The 26,939-nt window shown below is 68.7% G+C and carries 25 protein-coding genes; 13 read left to right on the top strand and 12 right to left on the bottom strand.

The window, feature by feature from the left end; genetic code table 11:
* The first annotated feature begins 117 nt into the window (after positions 1-117).
* Both dnaB and ACZ7M3_RS23955 read left to right on the top strand, forming a co-directional pair.
* Positions 118-1,593 (top strand): replicative DNA helicase, encoded by a 1,476-nt coding sequence (dnaB, locus tag ACZ7M3_RS23960; protein ID WP_054236456.1) that lies wholly within the window; start codon positions 118-120, stop codon positions 1,591-1,593.
* A 91-nt stretch (positions 1,594-1,684) separates the two neighbouring features.
* Positions 1,685-3,070 carry a serine hydrolase domain-containing protein gene (locus ACZ7M3_RS23955; protein ID WP_472065634.1) on the top strand — a complete coding sequence of 462 codons (1,386 nt, stop codon included), beginning with the start codon at positions 1,685-1,687 and terminating at the stop codon, positions 3,068-3,070.
* A 58-nt stretch (positions 3,071-3,128) separates the two neighbouring features.
* Here the strand turns inward: ACZ7M3_RS23955 and ACZ7M3_RS23950 are convergent, their stop codons facing one another.
* Positions 3,129-3,581, bottom strand: coding sequence for a GNAT family N-acetyltransferase (locus ACZ7M3_RS23950; protein ID WP_351309138.1), 453 nt, complete (start codon positions 3,579-3,581; stop codon positions 3,129-3,131).
* Between the two features lie 71 nt (positions 3,582-3,652).
* Positions 3,653-4,111, bottom strand: a complete 459-nt coding sequence (locus tag ACZ7M3_RS23945; RefSeq protein ID WP_060901667.1) for a MarR family winged helix-turn-helix transcriptional regulator — start codon at positions 4,109-4,111, stop codon at positions 3,653-3,655.
* A 141-nt stretch (positions 4,112-4,252) separates the two neighbouring features.
* Here ACZ7M3_RS23945 and ACZ7M3_RS23940 point away from each other — a divergent pair, with 141 nt between their 5' ends.
* Entirely contained in the window at positions 4,253-5,461 is a 1,209-nt protein-coding gene (locus ACZ7M3_RS23940) for an MFS transporter (protein WP_472065633.1), read from the top strand.
* An 87-nt stretch (positions 5,462-5,548) separates the two neighbouring features.
* Complete coding sequence (locus tag ACZ7M3_RS23935) at positions 5,549-5,974, top strand: GlcG/HbpS family heme-binding protein (protein ID WP_351309131.1); 426 nt, start codon at positions 5,549-5,551, stop codon at positions 5,972-5,974.
* A gap of 108 nt (positions 5,975-6,082) precedes the next feature.
* On the opposite strand, the gene ACZ7M3_RS23930 is transcribed toward ACZ7M3_RS23935, so the two are convergent.
* On the bottom strand, positions 6,083-6,949 hold the full coding sequence (locus ACZ7M3_RS23930) for a GNAT family N-acetyltransferase (RefSeq protein ID WP_472065632.1): 867 nt from the start codon (positions 6,947-6,949) through the stop codon (positions 6,083-6,085).
* A 179-nt stretch (positions 6,950-7,128) separates the two neighbouring features.
* On the opposite strand from ACZ7M3_RS23930, the gene ACZ7M3_RS23925 reads away from it, so the two are divergent.
* Both ACZ7M3_RS23925 and ACZ7M3_RS23920 read left to right on the top strand, forming a co-directional pair.
* Positions 7,129-7,761 (top strand): HAD family hydrolase, encoded by a 633-nt coding sequence (locus ACZ7M3_RS23925; RefSeq protein ID WP_472065631.1) that lies wholly within the window; start codon positions 7,129-7,131, stop codon positions 7,759-7,761.
* Between the two features lie 397 nt (positions 7,762-8,158).
* Positions 8,159-9,985: a globin domain-containing protein gene (locus ACZ7M3_RS23920; protein ID WP_472065630.1), complete on the top strand. Its 1,827-nt coding sequence runs from the start codon at positions 8,159-8,161 to the stop codon at positions 9,983-9,985.
* Positions 9,986-10,031: 46 nt separating this feature from the next.
* On the opposite strand, the gene ACZ7M3_RS23915 is transcribed toward ACZ7M3_RS23920, so the two are convergent.
* The 5 genes from ACZ7M3_RS23915 to ACZ7M3_RS23895 form a co-directional block, all read right to left on the bottom strand.
* Positions 10,032-10,514, bottom strand: coding sequence for an NUDIX domain-containing protein (locus ACZ7M3_RS23915; protein WP_067376764.1), 483 nt, complete (start codon positions 10,512-10,514; stop codon positions 10,032-10,034).
* Positions 10,515-10,630: 116 nt separating this feature from the next.
* On the bottom strand, positions 10,631-11,536 hold the full coding sequence (locus tag ACZ7M3_RS23910; RefSeq protein WP_095853714.1) for a LysR family transcriptional regulator: 906 nt from the start codon (positions 11,534-11,536) through the stop codon (positions 10,631-10,633).
* 249 nt (positions 11,537-11,785) lie between these two features.
* Positions 11,786-12,931 carry a cystathionine gamma-lyase gene (locus tag ACZ7M3_RS23905; RefSeq protein WP_472065629.1) on the bottom strand — a complete coding sequence of 382 codons (1,146 nt, stop codon included), beginning with the start codon at positions 12,929-12,931 and terminating at the stop codon, positions 11,786-11,788.
* Positions 12,928-13,419, bottom strand: a complete 492-nt coding sequence (locus ACZ7M3_RS23900) for a low molecular weight protein-tyrosine-phosphatase (RefSeq protein ID WP_097225381.1) — start codon at positions 13,417-13,419, stop codon at positions 12,928-12,930. Before ACZ7M3_RS23900 ends, ACZ7M3_RS23905 begins: the two co-directional genes overlap by 4 nt.
* Positions 13,420-13,428: 9 nt before the next feature.
* Positions 13,429-13,809 (bottom strand): phage holin family protein, encoded by a 381-nt coding sequence (locus ACZ7M3_RS23895; protein ID WP_054236467.1) that lies wholly within the window; start codon positions 13,807-13,809, stop codon positions 13,429-13,431.
* An 81-nt stretch (positions 13,810-13,890) separates the two neighbouring features.
* Between ACZ7M3_RS23895 and ACZ7M3_RS23890 the strand changes: the two genes are divergently transcribed.
* The 4 genes from ACZ7M3_RS23890 (at position 13,891) to ACZ7M3_RS23875 (ending at position 16,263) form a co-directional block, all read left to right on the top strand.
* Positions 13,891-14,208 (top strand): cupin domain-containing protein, encoded by a 318-nt coding sequence (locus tag ACZ7M3_RS23890; RefSeq protein ID WP_095853716.1) that lies wholly within the window; start codon positions 13,891-13,893, stop codon positions 14,206-14,208.
* 165 nt (positions 14,209-14,373) lie between these two features.
* Positions 14,374-14,586 (top strand): DUF5326 family protein, encoded by a 213-nt coding sequence (locus tag ACZ7M3_RS23885; protein WP_054236469.1) that lies wholly within the window; start codon positions 14,374-14,376, stop codon positions 14,584-14,586.
* A 413-nt stretch (positions 14,587-14,999) separates the two neighbouring features.
* The gene (locus ACZ7M3_RS23880) at positions 15,000-15,725 is read left to right on the top strand and encodes an IclR family transcriptional regulator (protein WP_472065906.1); all 726 of its coding nucleotides are present in this window, start codon (positions 15,000-15,002) and stop codon (positions 15,723-15,725) included.
* Positions 15,726-15,825: 100 nt separating this feature from the next.
* Positions 15,826-16,263, top strand: a complete 438-nt coding sequence (locus ACZ7M3_RS23875; RefSeq protein ID WP_067376783.1) for an SsgA family sporulation/cell division regulator — start codon at positions 15,826-15,828, stop codon at positions 16,261-16,263.
* A gap of 63 nt (positions 16,264-16,326) precedes the next feature.
* On the opposite strand, the gene ACZ7M3_RS23870 is transcribed toward ACZ7M3_RS23875, so the two are convergent.
* Positions 16,327-17,925 (bottom strand): YibE/F family protein, encoded by a 1,599-nt coding sequence (locus ACZ7M3_RS23870; protein WP_472065628.1) that lies wholly within the window; start codon positions 17,923-17,925, stop codon positions 16,327-16,329.
* Between the two features lie 241 nt (positions 17,926-18,166).
* Here ACZ7M3_RS23870 and thiC point away from each other — a divergent pair, with 241 nt between their 5' ends.
* Both thiC and ACZ7M3_RS23860 read left to right on the top strand, forming a co-directional pair.
* On the top strand, positions 18,167-19,996 hold the full coding sequence (gene thiC / locus ACZ7M3_RS23865; RefSeq protein WP_472065627.1) for a phosphomethylpyrimidine synthase ThiC: 1,830 nt from the start codon (positions 18,167-18,169) through the stop codon (positions 19,994-19,996).
* A 96-nt stretch (positions 19,997-20,092) separates the two neighbouring features.
* Entirely contained in the window at positions 20,093-21,535 is a 1,443-nt protein-coding gene (locus ACZ7M3_RS23860) for a VWA domain-containing protein (RefSeq protein ID WP_472065626.1), read from the top strand.
* Positions 21,536-21,669: 134 nt separating this feature from the next.
* Here the strand turns inward: ACZ7M3_RS23860 and ACZ7M3_RS23855 are convergent, their stop codons facing one another.
* From ACZ7M3_RS23855 to ACZ7M3_RS23845, 3 genes are all read right to left on the bottom strand, one after another.
* Positions 21,670-22,539: a hypothetical protein gene (locus ACZ7M3_RS23855; RefSeq protein WP_472065625.1), complete on the bottom strand. Its 870-nt coding sequence runs from the start codon at positions 22,537-22,539 to the stop codon at positions 21,670-21,672.
* Positions 22,540-22,720: 181 nt separating this feature from the next.
* Entirely contained in the window at positions 22,721-23,791 is a 1,071-nt protein-coding gene (locus ACZ7M3_RS23850; protein ID WP_054236911.1) for a metallophosphoesterase, read from the bottom strand.
* A gap of 259 nt (positions 23,792-24,050) precedes the next feature.
* Positions 24,051-25,163, bottom strand: coding sequence for a LacI family DNA-binding transcriptional regulator (locus tag ACZ7M3_RS23845; protein WP_067376804.1), 1,113 nt, complete (start codon positions 25,161-25,163; stop codon positions 24,051-24,053).
* A gap of 489 nt (positions 25,164-25,652) precedes the next feature.
* Here ACZ7M3_RS23845 and hisC point away from each other — a divergent pair, with 489 nt between their 5' ends.
* Positions 25,653-26,729 carry a histidinol-phosphate transaminase gene (gene hisC, locus ACZ7M3_RS23840; RefSeq protein ID WP_472065624.1) on the top strand — a complete coding sequence of 359 codons (1,077 nt, stop codon included), beginning with the start codon at positions 25,653-25,655 and terminating at the stop codon, positions 26,727-26,729.
* The last annotated feature ends 210 nt before the right edge of the window (positions 26,730-26,939 follow it).

The raw sequence follows: 26,939 nt of genomic DNA, 5'->3' as shown, positions 1-26,939 counted from the left end.
GAAACCTCGCAAAACCGACACGTCAGAACCGGAGTTGGGCCTCTCAGTTGTCAGTGCCGTGCCGTAGAAATGAGAGGCACGGTTAGGTCCGCTCGGCGGACGGGAGGAGGTGGCTCGGTGAGTATCTCCGAGCCTTTGGACGACCCGTGGGCCGACAGCGGTCCCAGTGATCGTCTGCCCGCTTCCCGCCGAGGCCGCGAGGGTGGCCGGGGCCGTGACGAACAGCACGACCGCGACCGGGACAACGGGCCGTGGGAAGGCGGAGGTTCGTCCTTCGAGCGCGTACCTCCCCAGGACCTCGATGCCGAGCAGTCCGTTCTCGGTGGCATGCTCCTGTCCAAGGACGCCATCGCCGACGTCGTCGAGGTCATCAAGGGCCACGACTTCTACCGGCCCGCCCACGAGACCATCTACACCGCGATCCTCGATCTGTACGCGAAGGGCGAGCCGGCCGACCCGATCACGGTCGCGGCCGAGCTCACCAAGCGGGGTGAGATCACCAAGGTCGGTGGTGCCTCGTATCTGCACACCCTCGTCCAGACGGTCCCCACGGCGGCGAACGCCGAGTACTACGCGGAGATCGTCCATGAGCGCGCGGTCCTGCGCCGCCTGGTCGAGGCCGGCACGCGCATCACACAGATGGGATACGCGGCCGACGGCGACGTGGACGAGATCGTCAACACCGCCCAGGCCGAGATCTACGCGGTCACCGAGCAGCGCACCACCGAGGACTACCTGCCGCTGGGCGACATCATGGAGGGCGCGCTCGACGAGATCGAGGCGATCGGTTCACGGTCGGGGGAGATGACCGGTGTGCCGACCGGCTTCACCGACCTCGACTCGCTCACGAACGGTCTGCACCCGGGCCAGATGATCATCATCGCGGCTCGTCCCGCGATGGGTAAGTCGACGCTGGCGCTGGACTTCGCGCGGGCCTGTTCGATCAAGCACAACATGCCCAGCGTGATCTTCTCGCTCGAAATGGGGCGCAACGAGATCGCGATGCGCCTGCTGTCGGCCGAAGCCCGCGTGGCCCTGCACCACATGCGATCCGGCACGATGACCGACGAGGACTGGACGCGACTCGCGCGCCGGATGCCCGACGTCTCGGCCGCACCGCTCTACATCGACGACTCCCCGAACCTGTCCATGATGGAGATCCGCGCCAAGTGCCGGCGCCTCAAGCAGCGCGCCGATCTGAAGCTCGTCGTCATCGACTATCTGCAACTGATGCAGTCGGGCGGCAAGCGGTCCGAGAGCCGACAGCAGGAGGTCTCCGACATGTCGCGAAACCTGAAGCTGCTGGCCAAGGAGCTGGAGCTGCCGGTGATCGCGCTGTCGCAGCTCAACCGTGGTCCCGAACAGCGCACGGACAAGAAGCCCATGGTCTCCGACCTGCGTGAATCCGGATCGATCGAGCAGGACGCGGACATGGTGATCCTGCTGCACCGCGAGGACGCCTACGAGAAGGAGTCACCGCGCGCGGGCGAGGCGGACATCATCGTCGGCAAGCACCGTAACGGCCCGACGGCCACGATCACCGTGGCCTTCCAGGGTCACTACTCGCGCTTCGTGGACATGGCACAGACCTGATCCACCCTCCTGGGCGCGGTGCGGAAGACATGCGCCCGGTCTTCGGGGAAATGCACTCGACGTGCGGTGCCGGGCCGGGTGGACTGGGGGCATGACGACACCCCAGGAAAAGCTCCTACCCGGCACGCGCCGGGCTCTGTTGCACCGCATCGCCGCCGCTCAGGCCGAGGGGCGGGCGCCGTCGCTGGTCGCGGCGGTCGTCCGGGGCGGGGAGCCGGTGTGGCACGGGTCGCGCACCTCGGTGGACGGGCACGGACCGGACGAGAACGTGCAGTACCGGATCGGTTCGATCACCAAGACCTTCACGGCCGTGCTGGTGCTGCGGCTGCGCGACGAGGGACTGCTCGACCTGGGCGACCCGCTGGAGAAGCATCTTCCGGGCACCGGTGCGGGGGAGGCCACCATCGCCCAGCTCCTCGCGCACACCGCCGGGCTGGCGGCCGAGACTCCCGGCCCCTGGTGGGAACGCACACCCGGTTCGCTGCGCCCCGAGCTCTCCGACGTGCTGGGTGAGCAGCCCTTCCTGCATCCGGCCGGGCGGCTGCATCACTACTCGAACCCCGGCTACACCTTGCTGGGCGCACTGATCGAGGAACTCAGGGGGGTTCCCTGGGAAGAGGCCCTGCGGCGCGAGGTGCTCGACCCGCTGGGCCTGCACCGCACGAGTGGGCAGCCGCAGGCGCCCCATGCGGGCGGCTGGGCCGTGCATCCGTGGGCGGACGTCATGATGCCGGAGCCCTGCGAGGACCTCGGCCGGATGGCTCCGGCCGGGCAACTGTGGTCCACCACGGGGGACTTGGCACGCTTCGCCGTCTTCCTGGCCACGGGGCACGCGGCGGTGCTCAGCGCGGAGTCCCTGCGGGAGATGCGTACGCCCGCGGCCCCCTTGGAGGCCGATCAGCTCGCCTCGGGGGACTCCTACGGGCTGGGACTGCAGGTGCTGCATCGGTCGGGCCGCATCCTGGTGGGCCACTCGGGGTCGTTGCCAGGCTTCCTTGCGGCACTCGCGATCGGTGTGGAGGACGACGTGGCGGCGGTGGTGCTGTCCAACTGCACCTCCGGTCCGCGGGCGCTGACCGTGGCCACCGATCTCGTACGGATCGTCGCCGAGGCCGAGCCGCGCATTCCCGAGCCATGGCGTCCGGCCGCCGAAGTCGATCAGTCCGTCCTGGAGTTGGCCGGCCCCTGGTACTGGGGTACCCAGGCGTGCGCGCTTCGTCTGAGGGCCGATGGCATGGTCGAGCTGGGCCCGCTGGCCGGGGGTGGCCGCGGTTCGCGCTTCCGGGCGAACGGTGACGGGACCTGGACGGGACTCGACGGCTACTACATGGGGGAGCCGCTACGGGCCGTACGGCGCCCGGACGGGTCCCTGAGTCACCTCGACCTCGGTTCGTTCGTCTTCACGCGTCAGCCGTACGACGAGGGCGCTCCTGTGCCGGGTGGAGTGGACCCCGAGGGCTGGCGAGGGATTCAGTAGCCGCTGTCATGCGGGGGTCTGTTTCACGTGAAACGGACCCCCGGCGTACACAGGTGGCTCAGAGCGCCAGCTTGAAGCCCACGTGTGAGGCCGTGAAGCCGAGCCGCTCGTAGAAGCGGTGGGCGTCAGTGCGGGTGGCGTCGGAGGTCAGCTCGACCAACTGGCATCCCTGCCGCCGGGATTCCTCGATCGCCCACTCGATGAACCAGGTGCCGAGACCGCTGCCGCGTTCGTCGGAGTGGATGCGCACGCCCTCGATGAGAGCACGGGTCGAGCCCTTGCGGGACAGCCCGGGAAGGACCGTGAGCTGCAGGGTGCCGACGACGCGTCCCTCGCGCACCGCGACCACCAGGTGCTGATTCGGGTCGGCGCTCAGCCGCTCAAGTGCGGCCAGGTAGGGGGTCAGGTCGTCGGGTGACTCCCGCTGGGCGCCAAGCGGATCATCGGCGAGCATCGCGACGATGGCGGGGACATCGTCCGAAGCGGCCGGTCGAATCTCAAGATCTCCCATGGCCACAGCGTATCCAGGCACCTGTACGGGCTGTGTGGGCACCCGGCAGGGGGACGGGAGGTCGTCCCTGCCTAGGCGGACACACTCGCCGACTCCACGACGCGGACCAGTGGGGCCAGTTCGGGGGACTTGGCCGCTTCGTCGAGCGCCTCGCGCAGGGCGGTGTCATTGGTGGGCCGTGCCTCTTCGAGGAGCTTGAGGCCGGCCTCGCTGACATTCGTGTAGATGCCGCGGCGGTCGGTCGGGCACAGATAGCGGGCAAGCAGACCACGGTCCTCGAGCCGGGTGACGAGCCGTGTGGTGGCGCTCTGACTGAGCACGACCGCGTCCGCGACCTGCTTCATCTGCAGGTGACCACCTTCGCCGTCGTGCTGTCGGCTGAGCACGTCGAGCAGGGAGTACTCCCTCACGCTGAGGTCGTGCTTGGTCTGCAGGGCGCGCTCGATGTGGGCCTCGATCCTCCCGTGCAGCAGGGAGAGGGCGCACCACCCCTGAGCAAGGGCGGTGAGAGCGGGGTCCGTGGCTGTCATGGCGTGTTCCTCCGTCCCGGAGCAGCTGACACCAGGGTAGAGCACGGGCGCAATAGTCCGCTCTTGCATTTATACCGCGTGTGCAACTATTGTGAACGCACGCAAAGCGCTCCTGCAATCGTTTGGGAAGGTGTCCCCACCATGCCTCTCGCGCTTCTGGCCCTCGCGATCGGGGCCTTCGGAATCGGAACCACCGAGTTCGTGATCATGGGTGTGCTGCCTGAGGTCGCCGGAGACTTCGGTGTCTCCATCCCCACGGCCGGACTGCTGGTGACCGGCTATGCCCTCGGCGTGGTGATCGGCGCCCCGATCATGACCGCGCTCGGCACGAAGGTGTCCCGCAAGCGGATGCTGATGCTGCTGATGGGGTTGTTCGTCGTCGGCAACCTGCTCTCCGCCGTCGCCCCGGCCTTCGGGCTGATGCTGGCGGGCCGAGTCGTCGCCTCTCTCGCCCACGGCGCGTTCTTCGGCATCGGATCGGTCGTCGCCGCCGAGCTTGTCGCGCCGGAGAAGAAGGCCGGAGCGATCGCCATGATGTTCAGCGGTCTCACCATCGCCAATGTGGTCGGTGTCCCCCTGGGTACGTTGATCGGGCAGTCCGCGGGCTGGCGGGTCACCTTCGCCGGAGTCGCCGCGCTCGGAGTGATCGGTCTGCTCGGTATCGCCAAGCTGGTCCCCGAGATGCCGAAGCCCGAGGGTGTGCATCTTCGCCACGAGCTCGCTGCCTTCAAGAACGTCCAGGTCCTGCTGGCCATGGCGATGACCGTGCTCGGCTTCGGAGGTGTCTTCGCGGCCATCACCTACATCGCGCCGATGATGACCCACGTCGCCGGCTTCGCCGACACCTCCGTCACCTGGCTGCTGGTCCTCTTCGGCCTCGGCATGGTCGTCGGAAACCTCATCGGAGGCAGGTTCGCCGACCGCGCCCTGATGCCGATGCTGTACGTGTCCCTGGGCGGCCTCGCCATCGTGCTCGCCCTGTTCACGGTGACCACGCACAACAAGATCCTCGCGGCCCTCACGATCGCGCTGATCGGCGCCCTCGGGTTCGCGACCGTGCCGCCGCTGCAGAAGCGCGTCCTCGACCAGGCTCACGGTGCCCCCACCCTGGCCTCGGCCGTGAACATAGGTGCCTTCAATCTCGGCAACGCCCTCTCGGCCTGGCTCGGTGGCCTCGTCATCGCAGCCGGCCTCGGTTACACCGCCCCCAACTGGGTCGGCGCGGCGCTCGCCGCGGGAGCCCTGGTTCTCGCCGTCGTCTCGGCAGCCCTGGAGCGCCGAGCCGAGGCCGCCGGCACCGTCGCCGCCGCAAGCCCGCCCATCGAGCAGCGGACCGCCGTCCACCACTGAGTCACCGAGTAGCAGCCGGCCCCTCACGGCTGAGCCCACCACCCTGATCGGCCACACCCGAACAGCACCTCAAGGAGAAAGTCTCTTATGACCAGCACCACCGTCGCCGTTGCTCCGCTGACCATCCAGGACGCCGAGGCTCTCGTCTCCGCGGCCCACCGTGCCGCCGAGGCCGCCGGAGTCACGGTCAGCGTCACCGTCCTCGACGCGGGCGGCCATCTGCTCGCCTTCCGGCGCGACGACCGCGCCGTACTGATTTCCGGCGAGACCAGCACGCGCAAGGCCTACACGGCCCTCCAGCTGGACTCCGCCACCAGGGAACTGGTCGACGCCGTCCAGCCCGGCGGCCTCTTCCACACCCTGCCCACCGCGCTCGACCGCCCCCTCCTGTTCATCGCGGGCGGTGTTCCGGTCCGTCGCGACGGTCGTCTGATCGGGGCGATCGGGGTCGGTGGCGGAGCGCCCGACCAGGACCACGACTTCGCCGTCGCGGCGGTGGAGACGCTCGTCTGACCGCACCCTCGTAGACAAGCGCCGGTCCCCCACAGACGGCGGGGACCGGCGCTTCTCTACGCGGTGAGTGATTCTCCGGGCGGTGGATGCGACTGCACCCGGCGGCTCTCAGCCCGCCGCCACCGTGAGCGGAGCGAAGCGTCGCGTCCAGTCCCCGGGCAACTCCGAGATCCCGTACGTCATGACCGCGTTGAAGCTCGTGGGTTCCAGGCCGTGTTCCTTCGCCCAGGACAGCAGCTCTTCGTGCCGTACGTCGATGTCGGTGCGCAGCGGGCGGTCGGTGTGGGCGGCGAGCGAGGCGATGAGTGCCTTCGCCGTCTTGGTGTCACGGGCGATCAGTGGACCCACCACATGGGTGTGCATGTTGGGCCAGGCCGCCGCGTAGCCGATGATCCGGCCGTTCTCCACGGCGACACGCAACTGGTCGGAGAAGGCGGGCAGCCGCGTGATCACATGCGTGCGGTCGGAACCGAAGACCTCGGCGTCGAGCCGAAGAATCGTGGTCAGATCCTCGGCGGTGGCGGGGCGCGTGGCCACCTTCGGGTCCGGCCCGCCAGGGACGAAGTGGCCACGGACCATCTCGGCGCGGCCCGTGACCTTGAAGCCCAGCTCCTCGTAGAGCGGTCGGCCATGAGGAGTCGCGTGCAGGGTCAGCGGGGTGGTGCCCGTCTCTGCCACGACATGCCGCATCAGGCGTCGACCGACACCCTGGCGGGCATGCCGCTCGGCGACCAGCACCATTCCGATCGCTCCCAGTTCAAGCCTCTCCGGCGTTCCGTACTTGGTCACGACGCAGGCGGTGACGAGACCGCCGTCGGGGTCGTCGATGCCGTAGCCCGTCCCGGCGGTGAGGAGCAGACCCCACTTGTGTTCCTCACGGGGCCACCCCCGGTTCTCTGACAAATCGGCGCAGGCGGTGAGATCGCGAGGCGTCAGTCGGCGGATGGGCAGAAGGGCGGGGGAAGGTGTCGACACGCAGGTCAGGCTGTCTGACATCCACCCCTGACGTCCACCTGTTTGCCCAGGGTCCTATGCGTTTTTGGCCATGTCATGCCTCAGGCGCGGGCATGGAGGCAGCGTCGCTTCCCACAGCGCACGGACAGATGTTTCACGTGAAACAGCGAAAGGTGCCCGGGCCGCTAGCCTCGGCTTCCATGCCACGACTTCATCTCTTCGACCTTGACGGAACGCTGCTGTACGGGAGTTCCGCACCCCAGGAGATCTCACGGCAGATCGGCCTGGAGGCCGAGATTGTTGCGCTTGACCAAGCGATCTCGGCAGGACGGATCGGCCCGCCGGAGTACGCCACACAGGCGCACGCCCTGTGGGCGGATCTCAGGGAGGAACATGTGGCGGCGGCCTTCGCGGGCGCGCCGTGGCTGTCCGGCATCGAGGACGTCTGGGCGGAGATCAGAGGCAACGGCGACTATTGCGCCCTCATCTCCCTCTCGCCCTCTTTCTTCGTCGAACGACTGACGGCGTGGGGTGCGCATGCGGCATACGGTTCGCGCTTTCCCGCTCTGCCGTTCAGCGAGCCCGTTGATCTCGCGGGCATTCTCACTGCCGCGGCGAAGGTGCAGATCGCGGACCGGCTCTGTGAAGAGTTCGGGGTGATGCGGGCCGATTGTGTCGCCTATGGCGACTCGCTGTCCGACAAGGACCTGTTCGAGACGGTGCCGGTCTCTGTCGCGGTCAATGCGGATCGGCATCTGGCAGGCCTTGCCACGCACTCCTACGTGGGACGGGACCTGTGGGATGCCTATGAATTGATCCGACGCGCCTTGTAATTACGGCAGTTGAGAGTGGGGCGCCCCATCTTCGGGCGGAAGGCGGGGGGTACTTGTTTGTGGGTCGGCTGCCGGTATGGTCGACTCCGGTTCGCGTCCATCGTGATGTACGCACGTCTCGTGGGGCACGAACGCAGGCCAATGCAGCGTAACGGGACGGAGAGATCGAAGACCCGTATTTTCCGTTATGCGTCCGGGTGCTGGCTCGGAGTGGGATGCTGCAGTGAGGGTAGTGCGGCCAATGTCACATTCTCGCCTTACTTGTCCGTAGAGAGTGGCAATCCGGGTTGAATATGGCTGCATTGGCCGGTGGGGACTGAACGGGGCAGGAAAGCAAGTCGTCTACGGGGGAAAGTAGGCATCTTCCGACCACGGAAGTGCGCAGACCGACCGAAAGATGTTCGAGGCGAGGCACACCATGGACGCTCCGACCACCGCGTCGGCCGACAACGGCACTTCCGGAGGCAATGGCGGGGGCGGCTGGTTCACGCCGCGCAAGGAACCACTGGCGTCCGATGGGGAGAAGGAGCCCGCCGACGGCCGCCGTCTGGCAGCGATGCGCCCGGTCGGCCGACCCGCCGCGGGTCGGGGAACGACACAGCAGGAACGAATATCCTCCGCCGCGGAGGCAGAGCCGACCTTCCAGCAGGCCGCGCCCACTGAGGCCCCACCCCCCGAGCCGGAGCCCGCCCACACGTCCGCTCGGCCGTGGTCAGGTCCGGCCGTGCCCGACCACGGCTCCTCTGCACAGTTTGATGCCGGCCCGGAGCAGTCCGTGTTCGGGCGGGAGCGGACGGATCCCGGGTATGAGCAGTCCGGCCCCGGCTCACAGCCGCGTGTACCCTCCCAGGAGCAGCGCCTTGCCGAGCCTCGGGTCCCGGTCCAGGAGCAGCGGCTTCGCGAGCCTCCTACGCCCTTCGACGGGCCTCGGTTGCCTGAACCTCCGGCTCCCTTCGACAGGCCGCGGTCGCCCGAGCCGCCCGAGCCCTTTCAGAAGCCGCGGTCGCCGGAGCCTCCCGTCTCCCTTCAGGCGCCCTCGCCGCCCGAGCCGGGACCGTCCGGCCCGGAGCCGCGGTTGCCCGACCAGAGGTCCGCCCCCACTCCGCAGCCGTCTCCGGACGCCGTGCTCATCCGCCGGACCATGGCCGAGGTCGGCCCCGTCGCCGACAAGGTCACTTCCTACTTCTACGCACTCCTCTTCGTGCGCCACCCGGATCTACGGCCGCTGTTCCCCGCGGCGATGGACACCCAGCGAGACCGACTGCTCAAGGCGCTGCTGACGGCCGCCGAACACATCGACAACACTCCGGTTCTCGTCGACTACCTGCAGAACCTCGGCCGTGGCCACCGTAAGTACGGCACCCGGCCCGAGCACTACCCGGCCGTCGGTGAGTGCCTCATCGGCTCGCTCAGCCGGTTCGCCTCGGCGATCTGGGACGCCGAGACCGAGGCGGCGTGGGTGCGCGCGTACACGACGATCTCCCAGGTGATGATCGACGCGGCGGCCGCGGACGAGTTGCGCGCCCCGGCCTGGTGGTACGCCGAAGTCGTCGCACACGACCTCAGGACGCCGGACATCGCCGTCATCACGGTCCGCCCCGACCAGCCGTACCCCTTCCTCGCCGGGCAGTACACAAGCCTGGAGACACCGTGGTGGCCGCGTATATGGCGGCACTACTCCTTCGCCTCGGCGCCCCGGTCCGACGGACTGCTGTCCTTCCATGTGAAGGCGGTCCCGGCGGGCTGGGTTTCCAACGCGCTGGTGCACCGTGCCCGTCCCGGCGACATCATCCGGCTCGGGCCGCCGGCCGGATCGATGACCGTCGATCACACCACCGACAGCGGACTGCTCTGCCTCGGCGGCGGCACCGGCATCGCGCCCATCAAGGCGCTGGTCGAGGACGTTGCCGAGCACGGGGAGCGGCGGCCGGTCGAGGTCTTCTACGGTGCCCGCACCGATCACGACCTGTACGACATCGACACGATGCTGCGGCTGCAGCAGAGCCACCCATGGCTTGCCGTACGCCCGGTCGTCGACCAGCGGGCGCATCTCCATCTGCCCGACGCCGTACGCGAGTACGGCCCGTGGAACGAGTACGACGCCTATCTCTCGGGGCCACCCGGCATGATCCGCAGCGGGGTGGACGCTCTGAGGGAAGCGGGCATCCCGTCGGACCGCATACGCCACGACTCGGTCGAGGAACTCGTCGCAGCAGGGGACTGACCGGGTCCATCCGGCAGACGGGGTCACGACCCCGGCCCGAAGAGCCTCAGCCCAGGTCCGGTGCGTGCATCGCCCGTACGCCTTCGATGTTCCCGTCGAGATAGTGCCGCAGGGACAGCGGTACGAGGTGGACGGAGGCGATGCCGACCCGGGTGAACGGGACCCGCACGATCTCGTACTCGCCGCAGGGCTCGTCCACCTCGGGGCCGTGCCGCTGGGACGGATCCATGGACTCCAGACGGCAGACGAAGAAGTGCTGCACTTTCACGCCGGTCGCGCCGCCGTCATCACCGATGTGCTCGACGGTGTCGACGAAGCAGGGCACCACATCGGTGATCTTGGCACCGAGTTCCTCGTGCACCTCACGATGGAGTGCGTCGACGACAGTCGTGTCTTCCGGTTCGACCCCGCCACCCGGTGTCAGCCAGTAGGGATCGACGCCGGGTTTGGTGCGCTTGATCAAGATCAGGTCGTTGCCATCGAGCAGGACGGCGCGGGCGGTGCGCTTGACCACGGGTCGGACGGTCATGGGAGAAATGTGGCCCGGCTGGTTCCACGTGAAACATCGCGGAGCCCCGAGGCACTCAGGAAGGGCCCAGAAAGCCCCCTGGGAGGCTCAGGGAGCCCGGGGAGGCTCGGGGGGCATCAGGACCAGTCGGCCGCGGCGTGGAGCAGCCAGTCATGCGCCCGTGCGATGTGCGGCATGGCCAGCGTGCCGGTGCGGACCACCAGGAAGTACGTACGCAGCGGAGGCACCGCCGGGTCGAGAAGCGCGACCACGTCACCCCGTTCCAGGGCTCCGGCGCACAGATACCGGGGCAGCACCGCGAGGCCCGCGCCCGTGGCGGCGCAGGCGAGCACGGCGCGCAGATCGGGGACGACGACGGTGCCCGAAGCGGCCGGATGGGAGTCGAAGACGGATGCCCAGTAGCGGGCGACGAGCGGCAGCGACTCGTGCACTTCGACCACGGGGAAGTTCTCCAGGGCCGGCGAGCCCTTTCGGCGGAGCTTTCCCGCACCTATACGGGCGGCCCAGCGCGGGGCGGCGACCAGCACGTGCTCCTCGTCGCAGAGCGGAGTCGCGGTGAGCAGGGTGCCACGGGGACGGGCCGTGGTGATGGCCAGATCATGATGTCCGGCGGCGAGCCCTTCCAGTGTCTCCTCGGCGTTGCCGAAGGAGGCGCGCAGCGCGAAACCCTGGCCGTCCTCGCCCGTCAGCTCCGTGAGCGCGGGCAGCGCCCGCTCGGCGGTGAACTCCGGTGGCCCGGCCAGATGCAGGGTGCGCAGTGACGAGTCCTCGTCGAGTCCGGTCTCGGCGATCTCCACCAGGGCGTCGAGATGCGGCGCGGCCTTGTGGGCGAGCTCGTCACCGATCGTCGTGGGGGTCACCCCACGGGCCTGGCGAAGAAAGAGCGGTCGCCCCAACTGCCGCTCCAACGTGCGGATCTGTGAGGTGACGGCAGGCTGCGAGAGACCGAGCAGCGCGGCAGCGCGAGTGAAGGAACCGGCCCGGTGCACGGTCAGAAATGTGCGCAACAGGGCCAAATCCATGGTGCCCCTCCCCTCTCAGCACCCCCGACCGAGCCCCAACTATAAATAAGTCGATAGGTCTCTGTCGCTACTGTGATTGGACACTGACACAGAGTCAACTAGCCTTGTTCGCGCGGTTCTTCGCGCGCAGAACCGGGACGGTCCGAGCCACGAGGGGGGAGGCTCGGACCGTCCGTTGTACGTAGCGAGGTACTAAGCGGACAGCCTGGACGGATTCCGCACGATACTCACCGGTCGTTCAGGTAGGGGTCACTCCGCGGATTCGTCGAGCGCGCGCAGTACGTCGGCCACCAGGTCCTCGGGGTCCTCGGCGCCGGCCGAGAAACGGATGAAGCCCTCCGGCACGGCGTCGCCGCCCCACCGGCCGCGCCGCTCGGCGGTGGACCGCACCCCGCCGAAACTCGTCGCGTCGTCCACCAGGCGCAGCGCATCGAGGAAACGGTCGGCCCGCGAGCGCGTGGGCAGTGTGAAGGACACCACGCATCCGAAGCGCCGCATCTGCTGCGAGGCGATCTTGTGTGAGGGATCGTCGGGCAGTCCCGGATAGCGCAGCCCGGTCACCTCGGGCCGACCGCGCAGCGCCTCGGCGATCACCAGGGCGTTGGCGTTCTGCCGGTCGGCACGCAGCTGGAGCGTGGCGAGGGAGCGATGGGCCAGCCAGGCCTCCATGGGCCCGGGGATCGCTCCGACGATCTTCCGCCAGCGCCGCACGGGCGCCATCAGGTCGGCGTCGAGCGCGGTGACGTATCCGAGCAGGATGTCGCCGTGCCCGGTGAGCATCTTGGTGCCGCTGGCGACCGAGAAGTCGGCACCCAGCTCCAGCGGGCGCTGCCCGAGCGGAGTCGCCAGGGTGTTGTCGACCGCGACGAGGGTGCCCTGCGCGTGGGCCGCCGCGACGAGGCGTCGTACGTCGCAGACGTCGAGCCCCGGGTTCGACGGGGTCTCGATCCACAGCAGCTTCGCGGCGTCGAGCACCTTGAGCTGGGCGTCGCCGCCGGTCGGGGCGGTGCGTACCTCGATGCCGTACGCGGTGAGCTGCTCGCGCACCAGTGGCAGCACCTGGTAGCCGTCGACGGGCAGGACCACCACGTCTCCGGCCTTCAGCTGGGAGAAGAGCACCGCCGAGATGGCGGCCATCCCGGAGGGGAAGGCGAGTGTCGTGACACCGTCCTGCCCGGGCGCCTCCAACTCGCCGATGGCACGCTCCAGGAGCGTCCAGGTCGGGTTCTCGTCACGACCGTAGGTGTACGGGCCGGTCGGATCGCCCGGCAGATGGAAGTGCGCGGCGAAGACCGGGCCCGGAAGCGTCGGCTCGTATTTGACGGGGTCGGGCAGCCCCGCCCGTACCGCTCGTGTGCCGTCGCCGCTTCCCGTGACGAAGTCCCCTGACGTCATGCTGCCCGTCCCTCCAGTTCTTGCTGTACAGCGGCGAGCAGTCCGGGGCTCGCCGCCTCCACCATCTCAAGACACTCCTCGAAGCCGTCCATGGGTCCGTAATACGGATCGGGAACGTCCAGGTCGTCGCCCGCGTCGGGGTCGTACGACCGCAGCAGCCGGACCTTCGCCGCGTCCTCGGGAGTGGGCGCGAGCCGGCGCAGGGCCGTGAGGTGGCCGGAGTCGAGGGCGATCACGAGGTCGAGGCGGGAGAACCACGAGGCGTGGAACTGACGGGCCGCATGGCCGCTCTCGTAGCCGGCCGCCTCCAGGACGGCGACGGTGCGCGAGTCCGCACCGTCGCCCTCGTGCCAGCCGCCCGTGCCCGCGCTGTCGACCTCTACCAGGCCGTCGAGTCCGGCTTCTTCTATGCGGGCACGGAAGACGGACTCGGCCATCGGCGAGCGGCAGATGTTGCCGGTACAGACGAAACAGACGCGATAGGACATCGGACGCTCTCAGTCCTCGCCGTCGGGCAGCACGACATTGAGCGCCCAGGACACGACCGAGATGATCAGGCCGCCCACCACGGCGGTCCAGAAGCCCTCCACATGGAAACTGAGGTCGAGCTTGCCGGCCAGCCACGAGGTGAGCAGCAGCATCAGGGCGTTGACCACGAGGGTGATCAGGCCGAGCGTCAGAATGAAGAGCGGGAAGGTCAGCACCTTCACCACCGGCTTGACCAGGAAGTTCACCAGACCGAAGACCAGGGCGACCACCAGCAGCGTGCCGACCTTCTTGCCGGTGCTGGTCCCTGTCAGGGTGATCTTGTCGAGCAGCCACACCGCGACGGCCAGGGCCCCCGCGTTGGCGATCGTCTTGACTACGAAATTCTTCATGTGTCTGATCGTGGCAGAAGAGATCGACTGGCGAGCAAGGCTGTGGACACAGCTTTCGGAGCACGGGAGCGGACGAGGGCGATGAAGGCATTCCGGCTGGACGAACTGGAGGCGGAACGGGCCGCCAACGACGGTGCTTATCTGCAGTTTCTGCGTGAACGGAACATGTCGGTCGGCCTGTACGCGCTCGACGCGGGTGCGCCCGACCCGCAGAAGCCGCACCAGCAGGACGAGGTGTACTTCGTCGTGAGCGGCCGCGCTTCGATCACGGTCGGCCTGGAGACCACCCAGGTCGCGCGTGGCAGCGTCGTCTACGTACCCGCGGGGGTCGCCCACAAGTTCCACCACATCACCGAGGATCTGCGGGTTCTGGTGGTGTTCTCTCCGCCCGAGAGCTGACGGGGGTCTCAGGGTTCCCTAGGGGGACGGTCAGGGGAGGACAAGGGGTGCGGGGCCCCCGTCGGCACCTTCGCGGCCCTAGCATCGAATGCAGGACATCACAGAACCCGGAATCGGAGTCCCGGACTTGGGGCCACGGGCGTAGAGAGGCTAAGGACAAGGGCGATGCGAGAGATCTTCGGCGGGATGCCGTGGTGGGTGAAGTGGATCGCGGTGCCGGTCATCGCTCTGGTCGTGTTCGGCACGGTGATAGTCAGCGTGCTCAGTGTGTTGATCGGCCTGCTTTTCAAGGTCCTGATCTTCGTCGCCCTCGTCGGCGGATTGATCTACGTGGTACGGAAGTTCATGTCGAGTTCGTCGTCACGCAGCGACTGGTGAGACACAACCGGGTGAGTAACGGGTAACGGGCAGGTCAGGAAAGGGAACTCAAGGTTCCCTCGGCCGAGGGAAGTTTTCCGGCGAGGCCGTCTGCATGCGGTGATGGGCGGTTACAGTCCGGAATTCGACGCGGGGCCGACCCCCCGCGGGCAGCGCACAGCCCCCTCCCGTGTCCCCCCGCACGGGCGGTTCCCCTCGCGCTTCGGGAGTGCCCCTTGGCCACGGTTGACACCGCACCCGCACAATCACCCGCCCCACCCCTCCAGCGGTCCAGCGCTTCCGCGGGGACACGTCTCCCACCCACCCAACCGCGCACCTCGCCCGCCGAGGCGCGTACCCCCCTGCCGGAGGTGCGCACTCCTCCCCTGCGAGCCGTCTCGCCGGAGCCGCATCCCACGACCCTGATCGGCTCCGTGCAGCGGGCGATGCGCCTGCTGGAGGCCGTTGCCGCGCGCCAGAACGGGGCGCCCGCGAAGCAGCTCGCCCGGGAGGCCGGGCTCGCGCTGCCGACGGCCTACCACCTGCTGCGGACCCTGGTCCACGAGGGCTATCTGTGCCGTGAGAAGGGGCTGTTCTTCCTCGGGGAGGCTGCCGAGCGGTTGGGCAGTAGCGGAGCGCAGCAGAAACGTCGCACCACGGTGAGCGAGACGCTCGCCCAGTGGCGCGATTCGATCGGTGCGCCCGTGTACTACGCGGTCTACCGCGAGGGTGAGATCGAGGTCATGTGTGTCGCCGACACCCCAGGGAATCCGGCGGTGGAGGAGTGGGCGGACTTCAGGGAGACGGGACACGCCCATGCGATCGGCCAGTGTCTGCTGTCCCAGCTCGACGAGAAGGCCCGCCGGGATCATCTCGACCGCTACCCCGTGCAGTCGATCACTCCCTATACGGTGCGTGACAACGTCAGTCTGCTGCGGCGGCTGGAGCGGACGGGACGGATGGAGCCCGTCATCGAGCGCCAGGAATATGCGCTGGGCACGGTCTGTGCGGCCCTTCCCCTCACGGTCGGCACAACTGCCGCCGCCATGGCCTTTTCTCTCCCTCTTCACCAGGCCGACCGACTGCTGCCCGCGGCGCACCAATTGCAAGGCGAGATCGGCAGACTACTGGGGACACTCGCGATCTCTATCAGCATCTGAAAACTCACTCCTTGTGATCTCGTGTGCACGTTGAGCAATATTTCAGCAGAGTCAGGGGGATGATTCCTGGCCGGTCGACGGCAAAACGACGGGGTAGGCGATGCGCGAGTCGGTACAGGCAGAGGTCATGATGAGCTTCCTCGTTTCGGAGGAGCTCTCTTTCCGCATTCCGGTGGAGCTGCGATACGAGACCTGTGATCCCTACGCCGTGCGGCTGACCTTCCACTTGCCCGGCGACGCCCCTGTGACCTGGGCGTTCGGGCGGGAGTTGCTGATCGACGGCGTAGGGCGGCCGTGCGGTGACGGGGATGTGCACATCGCGCCCGCCGACCCGGAGGCGTTCGGTGAGGTGCTGATCCGGCTCCAGGTGGGGGGCGACCACGCGCTGTTCCGGTCCGGGGCGGCGCCGCTCGTGGCCTTCCTCGACCGCACGGACAAGCTGGTGCCACTGGGGCAGGAGCGTTCTCTCGCGGACTTCGACGCCCATCTCGACGAGGCGCTGGACCGCATCCTGGCGGAGGAGCAGAGCGCGGGCTGAAGCCCCCCAGCACCCCCCAAGCGGAGTGCGCCTCCTCACCGGTGACGCGAGCGTGAGGAGGTTTCAGCGCTTACGGCGACGGCCCTTCCCGCCGCGTGCCGGCGCTCTGCTCTCGATCGGCTCCGTGGCGGCGGCCGGGACTGCCGGACGGTCCGCGGAGACCACCAGGGCGGCCAGCAGTGTGGTCACCGGCACCGAGGCGACCAGGCCGATCGAGCCGACCAGAGTGCGCACGATCTCTTCGGCGACCAGTTCGCTGTTGGCGACCGTGCCCACACTGCTCTGCGCGATCGAGAAGAGCAGCAGCAGGGGAAGCGCGGCACCCGCGTACGCCAGGACGAGCGTGTTGACGACCGATGCGATGTGGTCACGGCCGATCCGGATGCCCGCGCGGTACAGATCGCGCCAGCCCATCGTCGGACTGGCCTCGTGCAGCTCCCAGACCGCCGAGGTCTGCGTCACCGTCACATCGTCGAGCACACCGAGCGAACCGATGATGACGCCCGCGAGCAGCAGACCGCTCATGTCGATGGACGGATACAGGCCGTGGATCAGACCGGTGTTGTCGTCCGTGTTGCCGGTCAGGGCCGCCCAGTCGATGAACTCCGAGCCTAGGATGCCGATCAGCACCAGGGAGAGCAGGGTGCCGAGCACCGCCACCGACGTACGGGCCGAGAGGCCGTGGCACATGTAGAGCGCGATCAGCATGATGGCGCTCGCCCCGACCACGGCCACGATCAGCGGATTCGAGCCCTGCAGGATCGCGGGCAGGATGAAGAAGGTCAGGATCAGGAAACTGATGGCCAGTGCGACCAGCGCCATGACACCGCGCATCCGGCCCACCACCACGACGGCCAGCGCGAAGATCCCGGCGAGCAGCGCCATCGGGAACTTCCGGTTCACATCGGTGACCGAGTACTGCAGGTCCCTGGGCGCGGAGGGCTCGTACGCGGCCACGACCTTCTCGCCCTCGTGCAACTGCCGTGACTGGTCGGGCTGGATGATCTCCGTGAACGTACGGCCCTTGTCCTTGCCGGTGTCGATCCGGATCGTCGCTTTTTTGCAGTCGCCCGTCGCCTGTTGCTGCGCGGAGGAGCCCTCGGCGGTGGACGTGTCGCCGGTCGGGGTCTCCCCCGACGCGTTCACGGACTTGCAGCTGACCTTGTCGACCTTGGTGACCGTGGCCTGCTGGGTCTGCCGGTCGAAGCCGACGCCGGTGCGCTCGTGGGAAGGGGCGCCACCGGGCCAGAGCACCGCGAGACCCACAACGACCGCGGCGGCGAAGGGGATCAGGATGGCCGCGATGACCTTGCGCAGATGTTTTGAGACGGGCGCGGCGGGCCCATGGCTGTGACTGTGCGAGTGCCCAGACCCGTGCCCGTCCCCAGACCCGTGCCCGTCTCCACGGCCGTGCCCGTTCCCCGGCCCAGGTCCCTTCCCGGGCCCGTCCCCAGACCCGGACCCGTGTCCGTCCCCTGGGCCGTGCCCGTGTCCCTCACCCGGTCCGTGCCCATGCCCGCCTCCTGGACCGGGGCCGGGGCCGGGGCCACCGCCCGGCCCGCGTCCGCGGCCGTCTCCGGAGCCAGGTCCATAGCCGTCTCCGGGACCGCGTCGGCGCGGCGGCTCGGACGGCGGGAACGGGGGCTGCTGCGTTGTGGTCACCGACCGATCATCGCAAGAACGGCGAGGGCCCCCTGTTCACCGCGCCAGATATGACGCTAGCGTGGAGTCACCTTTGCACACGCGGGAGCTCGGAGCACCGGGCTGAGAGGGCGCTGACCTCCGTCTTAGCGATGTTTCACGTGGAACGAGTGATGTTTCACAAGGGACGTCGGCAGACGGAATCCGCTGCGTCGACCGCCGAACCTGTTACCGGGTAATGCCGGCGTAGGGAGTAGGTCTCATGACCAACAAGGACGTACGCACGCCTGCCTCCAGTCAGATGGGCGGGATGCCTGCCGCGCCCGAGGGCGAACAGCCTCGGGATGTCGGGAAGTCCATCGGCTGGCACAAGGGATACATCGGGGGTTCGCGCCCCGATCTGCGGGTGCCGGTCCGTCAAGTGCACCTCACCAACGGGCAGTCCGTCACGCTGTACGACACTTCCGGCCCGTACACCGATCCGATCGTCGACACCGACGTACGCAGGGGCCTCGCGCCACTGCGCGAGAACTGGATCATCGCCCGCGGTGACACCGAGGAGTACGCGGGCCGTCCCGTCCGTCCTGAGGACGACGGAATCAAGCACACCTCGCCGCGTGGGGGCCTGCGCAACCTCGACGCGGTCTTCCCGGGGCGGCCGCGCCAGCCGCGTCGAGGCCGTCCCGGAGAGGCGGTCACACAGCTCGCGTACGCCCGGCGGGGCGAGATCACGTCCGAGATGGAGTTCGTGGCGGTCCGCGAGAACGTCGACCCCGAGGTCGTACGCGAGGAGATCGCCGCCGGTCGCGCGGTGCTGCCCGCGAACGTCAACCACCCGGAGATCGAGCCGATGATCATCGGCAAGCGGTTCCTGGTGAAGGTCAACGCCAACATCGGCAACTCCGCCGTCACCTCCTCCATCGAGGAGGAGGTCGAGAAGATGACCTGGGCGACCCGCTGGGGCGCGGACACGGTCATGGACCTGTCCACCGGTCGCAATATCCACACCACGCGGGAATGGGTCCTGCGCAACTCCCCCGTCCCCATCGGCACGGTGCCGCTCTACCAGGCTCTGGAGAAGGTGGACGGCCGCGCCGAGGAGCTGACCTGGGAGATCTACAAGGACACGGTCATCGAGCAGGCCGAGCAGGGCGTGGACTACATGACGGTCCACGCGGGCGTGCGGCTGCCGTACGTGCCGCTCACCGCGAACCGCAAGACCGGCATCGTCTCGCGCGGCGGCTCGATCATGGCGGCCTGGTGCCTCGCGCACCACAAGGAATCGTTCCTCTACGAGAACTTCGAGGAACTCTGCGAGATCCTCGCGGCGTACGACGTCACGTACTCGCTCGGCGACGGGCTGCGACCCGGTTCGATCGCGGACGCCAACGACGCGGCTCAGTTCGCGGAGTTGAGGACGCTCGGGGAACTCAACACGATCGCGAAGCGTTTTCATGTACAGACGATGATCGAGGGCCCGGGACATGTCCCGATGCACAAGATCAAGGAGAACATCGACCTTCAGCAGGAGATCTGTGATGAAGCTCCGTTCTATACGCTCGGCCCGCTGACGACGGACGTCGCGCCGGCGTACGACCACATCACCTCCGGCATCGGTGCCGCGATGATCGCCTGGTGGGGCACGGCCATGCTCTGCTATGTCACGCCCAAGGAGCACTTGGGCCTGCCCAATCGTGACGACGTCAAGACCGGCGTCATCACCTACAAGATCGCCGCCCACGCAGCCGACCTCGCCAAGGGGCACCCAGGTGCGCAGGAATGGGACGACGCGCTGTCCGACGCCCGCTTCGAGTTCCGGTGGGAGGACCAGTTCAACCTGGCCCTCGACCCGGACACGGCACGGGAGTTCCACGACGAGACCCTGCCGGCCGAACCCGCCAAGACGGCGCACTTCTGCTCCATGTGCGGCCCGAAGTTCTGCTCGATGAAGATCAGCCAGAGCATCAACGAGCAGTTCGGCGGTACGGCGGCCGCGGGGGCGTCGGCCGAAGAGGTCGCCGAGGGGATGTTGCAGAAGTCCAGGGAGTTCGCCGCCGCGGGCAACCGGGTCTATCTGCCGCTCGCGGACTGAGCCGCACGCACGCGCAGGCGTGCCCGGAGCCGTTCGCGGCGTACATCAGGCGCAACGAACGGCTCCCGGGCCGGGTTCTCTCGGCAGACTGGGCCCATGACACCGACATCCATGAGCAAGGGCGCCAACCTTCCCGTCGCCGCCGGGGCGGTGCGGGCCGTGCTCGGCTGGAGAGGAGGGGCCGGTGCGCCGGACGCGGATGCCTCGGCGCTGTTGCTCGGCCCGGGCGGACGCGTGCGGGACGACGGGGACTTCGTCTTCTACAACCAGCCGCAGCACGCCTCCGGCGCCGTACGGCATCTCGGTAAGCAGCGGGACGGCGCTGCCACGACGGACACCGTCGAGGTGGACCTGCGCGCCCTGGAACCGGAGATCGAGCGGGTCGTCCTGTGCGCCTCGGCCGATGGCGGCACCTTCGGCGGGCTGTCCGGACTGACGCTGCGGCTGCTCGATGCCGGGAGGCAGCACGAGATCGCGTGCTTCGAGATGGAGGCCACGACGGAGACGGCGTTCATCGGGGGCGAGCTGTATCTGCGGGGAGGTCGGTGGAAGTTCCGGGCGGTCGGGCAGGGATATGCGTCCGGGCTGGCCGGTCTCGCCATCGACTTCGGTATCAGCGTGGAGTCCGACGGGGCCGGTGCGTCCGGGCCGAAGTCGGCGGTTTCGCCCGAGGGCACAGCGGCGGTCTCGCCCGCGCTCCCGCCGACGGGCTCGCGGACGGCCGCTTCCAGCGCCGCGGGCGCCCCGCCGGCGTCCCCGGCGTCCTCCCCGCGTCTCAGCAAGGGCGAGGAACGGTTGCCCGTGGACATGCGCAAGCGGCTCTCGTTGCGCAAGGAGCAGGTGGCGGTCAGCCTGCGGAAGCACGGTGCGGAGGGGGTCACGGCGCGCGTCGTGTTGATCCTCGACGCCTCCGGTTCCATGTCGTTCCTGTACTCGAAGGGCGTCGTGGCCGACGTGGTGGAGCGGATGGCCGCGGTGGCGGCGCAGTTGGACGACGACGGGGTGATGCAGGCGTGGACGTTCGCCTCCCATGCCGCCCGGCTGCCGGACCTGAGTCTGGGCGAGCTGCCCGAGTGGCTGGAGCTCCATGTCCGGGTCGGTGAGCTGAGTCTGTTCCGGCGGAGCAACAAGCCGCGGAAGGGCCTGCTGTCGGGACAGGTGGACATGCGGTCGGTCGGTATCCAGAACGAGGAGCAGAAGGCGATCGCCGAGGTGCGTACGTATGTACGAGAGCACCCGGCTGTCGATCCCACCCTGGTGTTGTTCTTCTCCGACGGAGGTGTCTATCGGAACAAGGCGATCGAGCAGGAGCTGAGGGCCGCGGTGGAGGAGCCGATCTTCTGGCAGTTCGTGGGCCTGGGGCGGTCGAACTACGGCGTGCTGGAGCGGTTCGACACGCTGCCCGGTCGGCGCGTCGACAACGTGGGGTTCTTCGCGGTGGACGACATCAGCGTCGTACCGGATCCGGAGTTGTACGACCGGCTGCTTTCCCAGTTCCCGGCCTGGATGACGGCGGCCCGGGGGCTCGGCATCATCTGACGGGGCGCGCCGGGACCGTACGAGCGGGACGAGCGGGGCGGGCGCCGGTGAAGGGGCGGGCAGCGGCAAAAGGGCCCGCGCCGTATCGGCGCAGGCCCCTCGTTCCCGTCACCCCGGTGTCGGCCCGCCGGGTGTCACTCCGGCTGGTGCTCGGGCCCCCCGAAGTCAGGGCTCGTGAAGTCCGGGCTGGTGAAGCTCGGGCGCGGACCCGCCGCGGGTCCGCCGTCGGGGCTGCTGAACCCCGGCCGGTCGTAGCCGAGGTGCGGCATGCGGCCGGTGGTCGGTGTCGGTGACGGACGGGTCAGTGCCGCCGTGCCCGGATCGGCGAGGGCCTCCCGGAGGAACGGCATGATGCCGCGCTCCAGCAGGGCCTCGCGCCAGGATTCCCTGGCCCGGGCCACCTCCGCGTTGAGCTCGCCGGGCGCTCCGGCCTGGAGCGAGGACGAGCCGTTGCGCAGAGCGGTGAGCAGCAGCCCGACCGCGGCGACCAGGATCGCGGCCGCCGTGACCGCGCCGAAGACCCACCCGGTGGTCAGCAGGGTCTGGGCGAACGCCAGCTCGGGGGTGAGGACCTTCAGGATGAATCCCACGAGCAGGAAGATCGCCGCGGCTGTTCCGGCGAGGACGGGCGCGAGCACCGCGACGACGGCGATCGCGCCCGCTCCGGCGGTCTCGGTGACCTCGCCCATGGTGGCGGCGAGCCCCATCGCGGTCGCGCCGGGCTCCACGGAGCCGGCGTCTTCGCTCACGGTTGGGGTGGACGGCGCCGGGCGGCGCAGTTCCTCGCGGACCTTCACGTAGTGCGCGTACTCGGTCGCCGCGGCCGCCGTGATGAGTGCGGTGGCGTTGAGCGCCATGGTGCGCAGCTGTTCGGTGTTGAGCCGCTGGCCGACAGCGGCGAGTTCCGGGCGGTGTGGGGCGGAGCGCAGCGCCTCATCGAGGATCCGCTCGTATTCCTGGCGGTCCTCGCTCAGCAGGTGCTGCGGAACGCTGTTCATGTGCATCCCCCGATGCTCCGTAGGGCTGGTGGCTCGCACGCTGACGAGCCGTCGGGCAGAAACGGAGGGGAGCCTGCTACGGATAAGCCGATGGTAGAGCGGTGACGGCACGCCGTGACAGGGGGTTTCCAGAAATTGCCCCCTGGCCAGCGCTGTCCTTCGTGGGGGATGCCTTCCCGAAGAACCCTCAGCTATCCAGGGGCAGTTGCTGGACCAGCAGTTTTCCGGCCATGGTCACTCCGCCGTCCATCGCGATGGCCAGTCCGTCGGCGTAAAGATGTGGTCCCTCGACCACGGGGCCCGCGGCGTCCTCGCCGTCCTCCGAGCCGACCTCGCCCAGGAGGTACGGGATGGGGCTGTGGCCATGGACGACACGGGTGCCCCCGTAGGTGTCCAGCAGGGACAGCGCCGCCTCGGCGCCGCCTTCGTCGCGGAAGGCGAAGCGTCTGGTGAACTTCCGGAAGAGGTCCCAGCACTCGTCCGCATCGTTGCGCGTGAGGGTTTCGCGGATGGTGTCGTTGACCGCCTCGATCGAGTCGCCGTAGTCGAGGTAGGCGGTGGTGTCGGAGTGCACGAGGAGGTGCCCGTCGACCTGCTCCATGGCGTCCAGGCGGGCCATCCACTGCAGGTGGTGGTCCTGGAGGCGGTCCATGTCGGTCTTCTGGCCGCCGTTGAGCAGCCACGCGGCCTGGAAGGTGGCGGTGCCCGCGCCGGAGTTGACGGGGGTGTCGCCGAACCGCTTGGCGCCGAGCAGCAGCAGCTCGTGGTTGCCCATGAGCGCCTTGCAGTAGCCGCCGACCGCGGCCGCCTCGGCGGACAGCCGCATCACGAGGTCGATCACGCCGATGCCGTCGGGGCCGCGGTCGGTGAAGTCGCCGAGGAACCACAGGCGCGCGGTCCCGGCGGACCAGTTGCCCGCGGCGTCGAGGAGGCCCTGCTCCTGGAGCGCGGCGACCAGCTGGTCCAGATAGCCGTGCACGTCGCCCACGACGTACAGCGGACCCGGTCCGTCGGCGGGCTGGGGGGCCGCCACGGCGGCGGGGTCCATGACGACCTGCACCGTGTCGCCCCGGTTGATGACGGGCAGGTCGCGCCGGGTGGGCGTGTAGCCCTCGGGCTCCTCGCCGACTCCGGCCGCCTCGCCGGGAGCTGCGCTCGGCGGGTACGGACCGGTCTCGTGGATGTACGCGGGCACCCGGAAGTCGCGCAACGTCTCCGTCCGCACCGCCTCGGGTCCCTGACCGGCCCCCTGAGTCATCGACCCCTCCACCACCATCGCGCCGCATCTGCACCGGATCGGACTGCCTGGTCGCAGCGGCCCGCGGTGTCGTGGGCCCATCATAGGAATGCGGATCGCGCCATGTGATGACCCAGGGGTGGTGAATCGGAGCAGGAGCCCTGTTCGCCACGGTTTTCGCCCGAATTGGGCGGGGCTTTCCCTGCTGGATGCCCCGCCGCCGATATGACGGACGTCAACCTCAGCGTACGCCGGGCCACTCCTCCCCGGGTGACCCGGACTACCCCTTCTCGGGTGACCGGGGCGGGCTGACCGTCGTACGGGGTGGACGCCGCTCGGAGGAGGTCCGCACGATCAGCTCGGTCGGTATGACCTGTTCGACGGGTTGGTCGGTTTCCGCACCCTCGATGGCGTCGATGAGGAGCTGGACGACGGCGGTGCCGATGCGGCGCGGTTTGAGCGAGAGGGTGGTGATGGGCGGCTCGGTGCTGGCGTAGACGGTGGACTCGCTGCAGCAGACCAGCAGCAGGTCGTCCGGGACGCGCAGTCCGTAGCGCCGGGCCGCGGCCAGCAGATCGGTGCCGTTGGGGTCGAAGAGGCCGTAGACCGCGTCGGGGCGGTCGGGCCGGGCCAGCAGCCGGTCCGCGGCGACGGCGCCCGCACACGGGTCGTGGGCCGGGTAGGCCTCGTACACCGGATCCTGTCCGACCCGCTCGCACCAGTGCAGATACGCGGTGGTGGACAGGTGGGTATAGGTGTCGGTGGAGGTGCCGGTGAGGAGGCCGATGCGGCGGGCGCCGGCGTCGGCGAGGTGGTCGAGGATGTCCAGGACGGCGGCTTCGTGGTCGTTGTCGACCCAGGCGGTGACGGGCAGGGTGCCGGCGGGGCGGCCGTCGGAGACGACGGGTAAGCCCTGACGGACGAGTTCGCTGACCACGGGGTCCTGGTCGGAGGGGTCGATGACGACGGTTCCGTCGAGGGCGACGTTGGACCAGACGTCGTGGCGTGAGGTGGCGGGGAGGATGACCAGGGCGTAGCCGCGTGCGAGTGCGGCGGAGGTGGCGGCTCTGGCCATCTCGGCGAAGTAGGCGAATTCGGTGAAGGTGAAAGGTTCATCCCCGTAGGTGGTCACGGTCAGGCCGATGAGGCCGGACTTGCCGGTACGGAGGGTGCGGGCGGCGGCCGACGGGCGATAGCCCAGCCGGTCGGCGACTTCGCGGACGTGGCGTCGGGTGGCGTCCGGGAGCCGGCCCTTGCCGTTGAGGGCGTCGGAGACGGTTGTGATGGAGACGCCTGCGGCCGCGGCGACGTCTCTGATTCCCGCCCGGCCCGGTCGACCGCCTCGGCGGGTAGTCTCCGCCCGGCTCACCTGGTGCTTCCCTGCTGCTGTCATGGCGAGCCGATAGTAGGGCTCATGCGGTGGGGTAGTGCGGACGCATATGCACGCGTTGACAGGCACGTTTCTGCATGATCAACAATGCCCTACTCCCTTTGAAACCAAGTCAGTTAAACGATCCAATGGCAGTACGTGACGCGTCGGCGCGCATGGGCCTGCCAAGTGGGTCATGTTTCGAAGAGGTCTCAACTCACCTGCACGGGTGATGCGCGCCACGGCGTGAGCCACCAGCGCACAGCCTTGAAGGCAACGCGCCCCCCGATTCGTACGCCTTCGTACGAGGATGACCGCGGAGTCCGCACGGAGACGGTCGCCGGGGAGTATGACGATGATCACCAGGGTGTACGCGGCGGGTCGTCGGACCGGGCCAGGGGCGTCGCGTGGTTGTCCCCGGCCCATTCGCAGCGGCGCCGAATCCTCATAAGGTGAGAAGCATTGGTAGCCGATGGTGGTCATGAGCCAGCGGTGGTCGCGAGGAGGACTGCGGTGAGCGAGACGAGCCCCAAGCTGCGTGCCGAGCTGGAGGGTATCCCCACCTACAAGCCGGGCAAGCCCGCCGCGGCCGGCGCGGTGGCGTACAAGCTGTCCTCCAACGAGAACCCCTACCCGCCGCTGCCCGGGGTGATGGAGAGCGTGACCGCCGCGGCCGGTACGTTCAACCGCTACCCGGACATGGCGTGCACGGGACTGATGAGTGAGCTGTCGGACCGCTTCGGGGTCCCTCTCTCGCACCTGGCGACCGGCACCGGTTCGGTCGGGGTGGCCCAGCAGCTGCTGCAGGCGACCAGCGGACCGGGCGACGAGGTGATCTACGCCTGGCGGTCCTTCGAGGCGTACCCGATCATCACGCAGATCAGCGGGGCGACCTCGGTGCGGGTGCCGCTGACCTCGGACGAGGTGCACGACCTGGACGCCATGGCCGACGCCATCACCGACAAGACGCGGCTGATTTTCGTCTGCAACCCGAACAACCCGACCGGCACCGTGGTGCGCCGGGCCGAGCTGGAGCGATTCCTCGACCGGGTGCCCGACGACGTCCTGGTGGTCCTGGACGAGGCGTACCGCGAGTTCATCCGGGATGTCGAGGTGCCGGACGGCGTTTCGATCTACCGTGACCGTCCCAATGTCTGTGTGCTGCGCACCTTCTCCAAGGCGTACGGGCTCGCGGGCCTGCGGGTCGGTTTCGCGATCGCGCACGAGCCGGTCGCCGCGGCGTTGCGCAAGACAGCGGTGCCCTTCGGGGTGAGTCAGCTCGCGCAGGACGCGGCGGTCGCCTCGCTGCGCGCCGAGGACGAACTGCTCGGCCGGGTCGGCGCGCTGGTGTGCGAGCGCAATCGCGTGGTCGAGACGTTGCGCGGTCAGGGCTGGACGGTGCCCGAGACGCAGGCCAACTTCGTGTGGCTCAGGCTGGGGGAGCGCACGCTCGAATTCGCCGCCCACTGCGAGCGGACCGGGGTCGTCGTGCGGCCCTTCGCCGGGGAAGGGGTGCGCGTGACGATCGGCGAGACCGAGGCGAACGACATCTTCCTCAAGACGACCGAGGGGTTCCGCAAGGAGCTCTGACGTCACGTCCCCGCTGCTCCGGTGCCTCGCGGCGCCGGAGCGGCGGGTTGTCGTCGTCGGTCCGGAGGACACCGTGGTGTGGTCCGGAGGACACCTTGGTGTGTTCGAGACCTTCCGAGGGGTTGACGCAAAGGGGGACCCCCCTTCGAGGGTCGAAAGCCAGTGCGTCATAATTGCTTGTGAATGTGAACGCGTTCACAAGCGTGTCCC

This window comes from Streptomyces sp. NPDC111656 (genome assembly GCF_055656965.1).
This window is presented reverse-complemented; position numbering and strand designations above follow the sequence as displayed.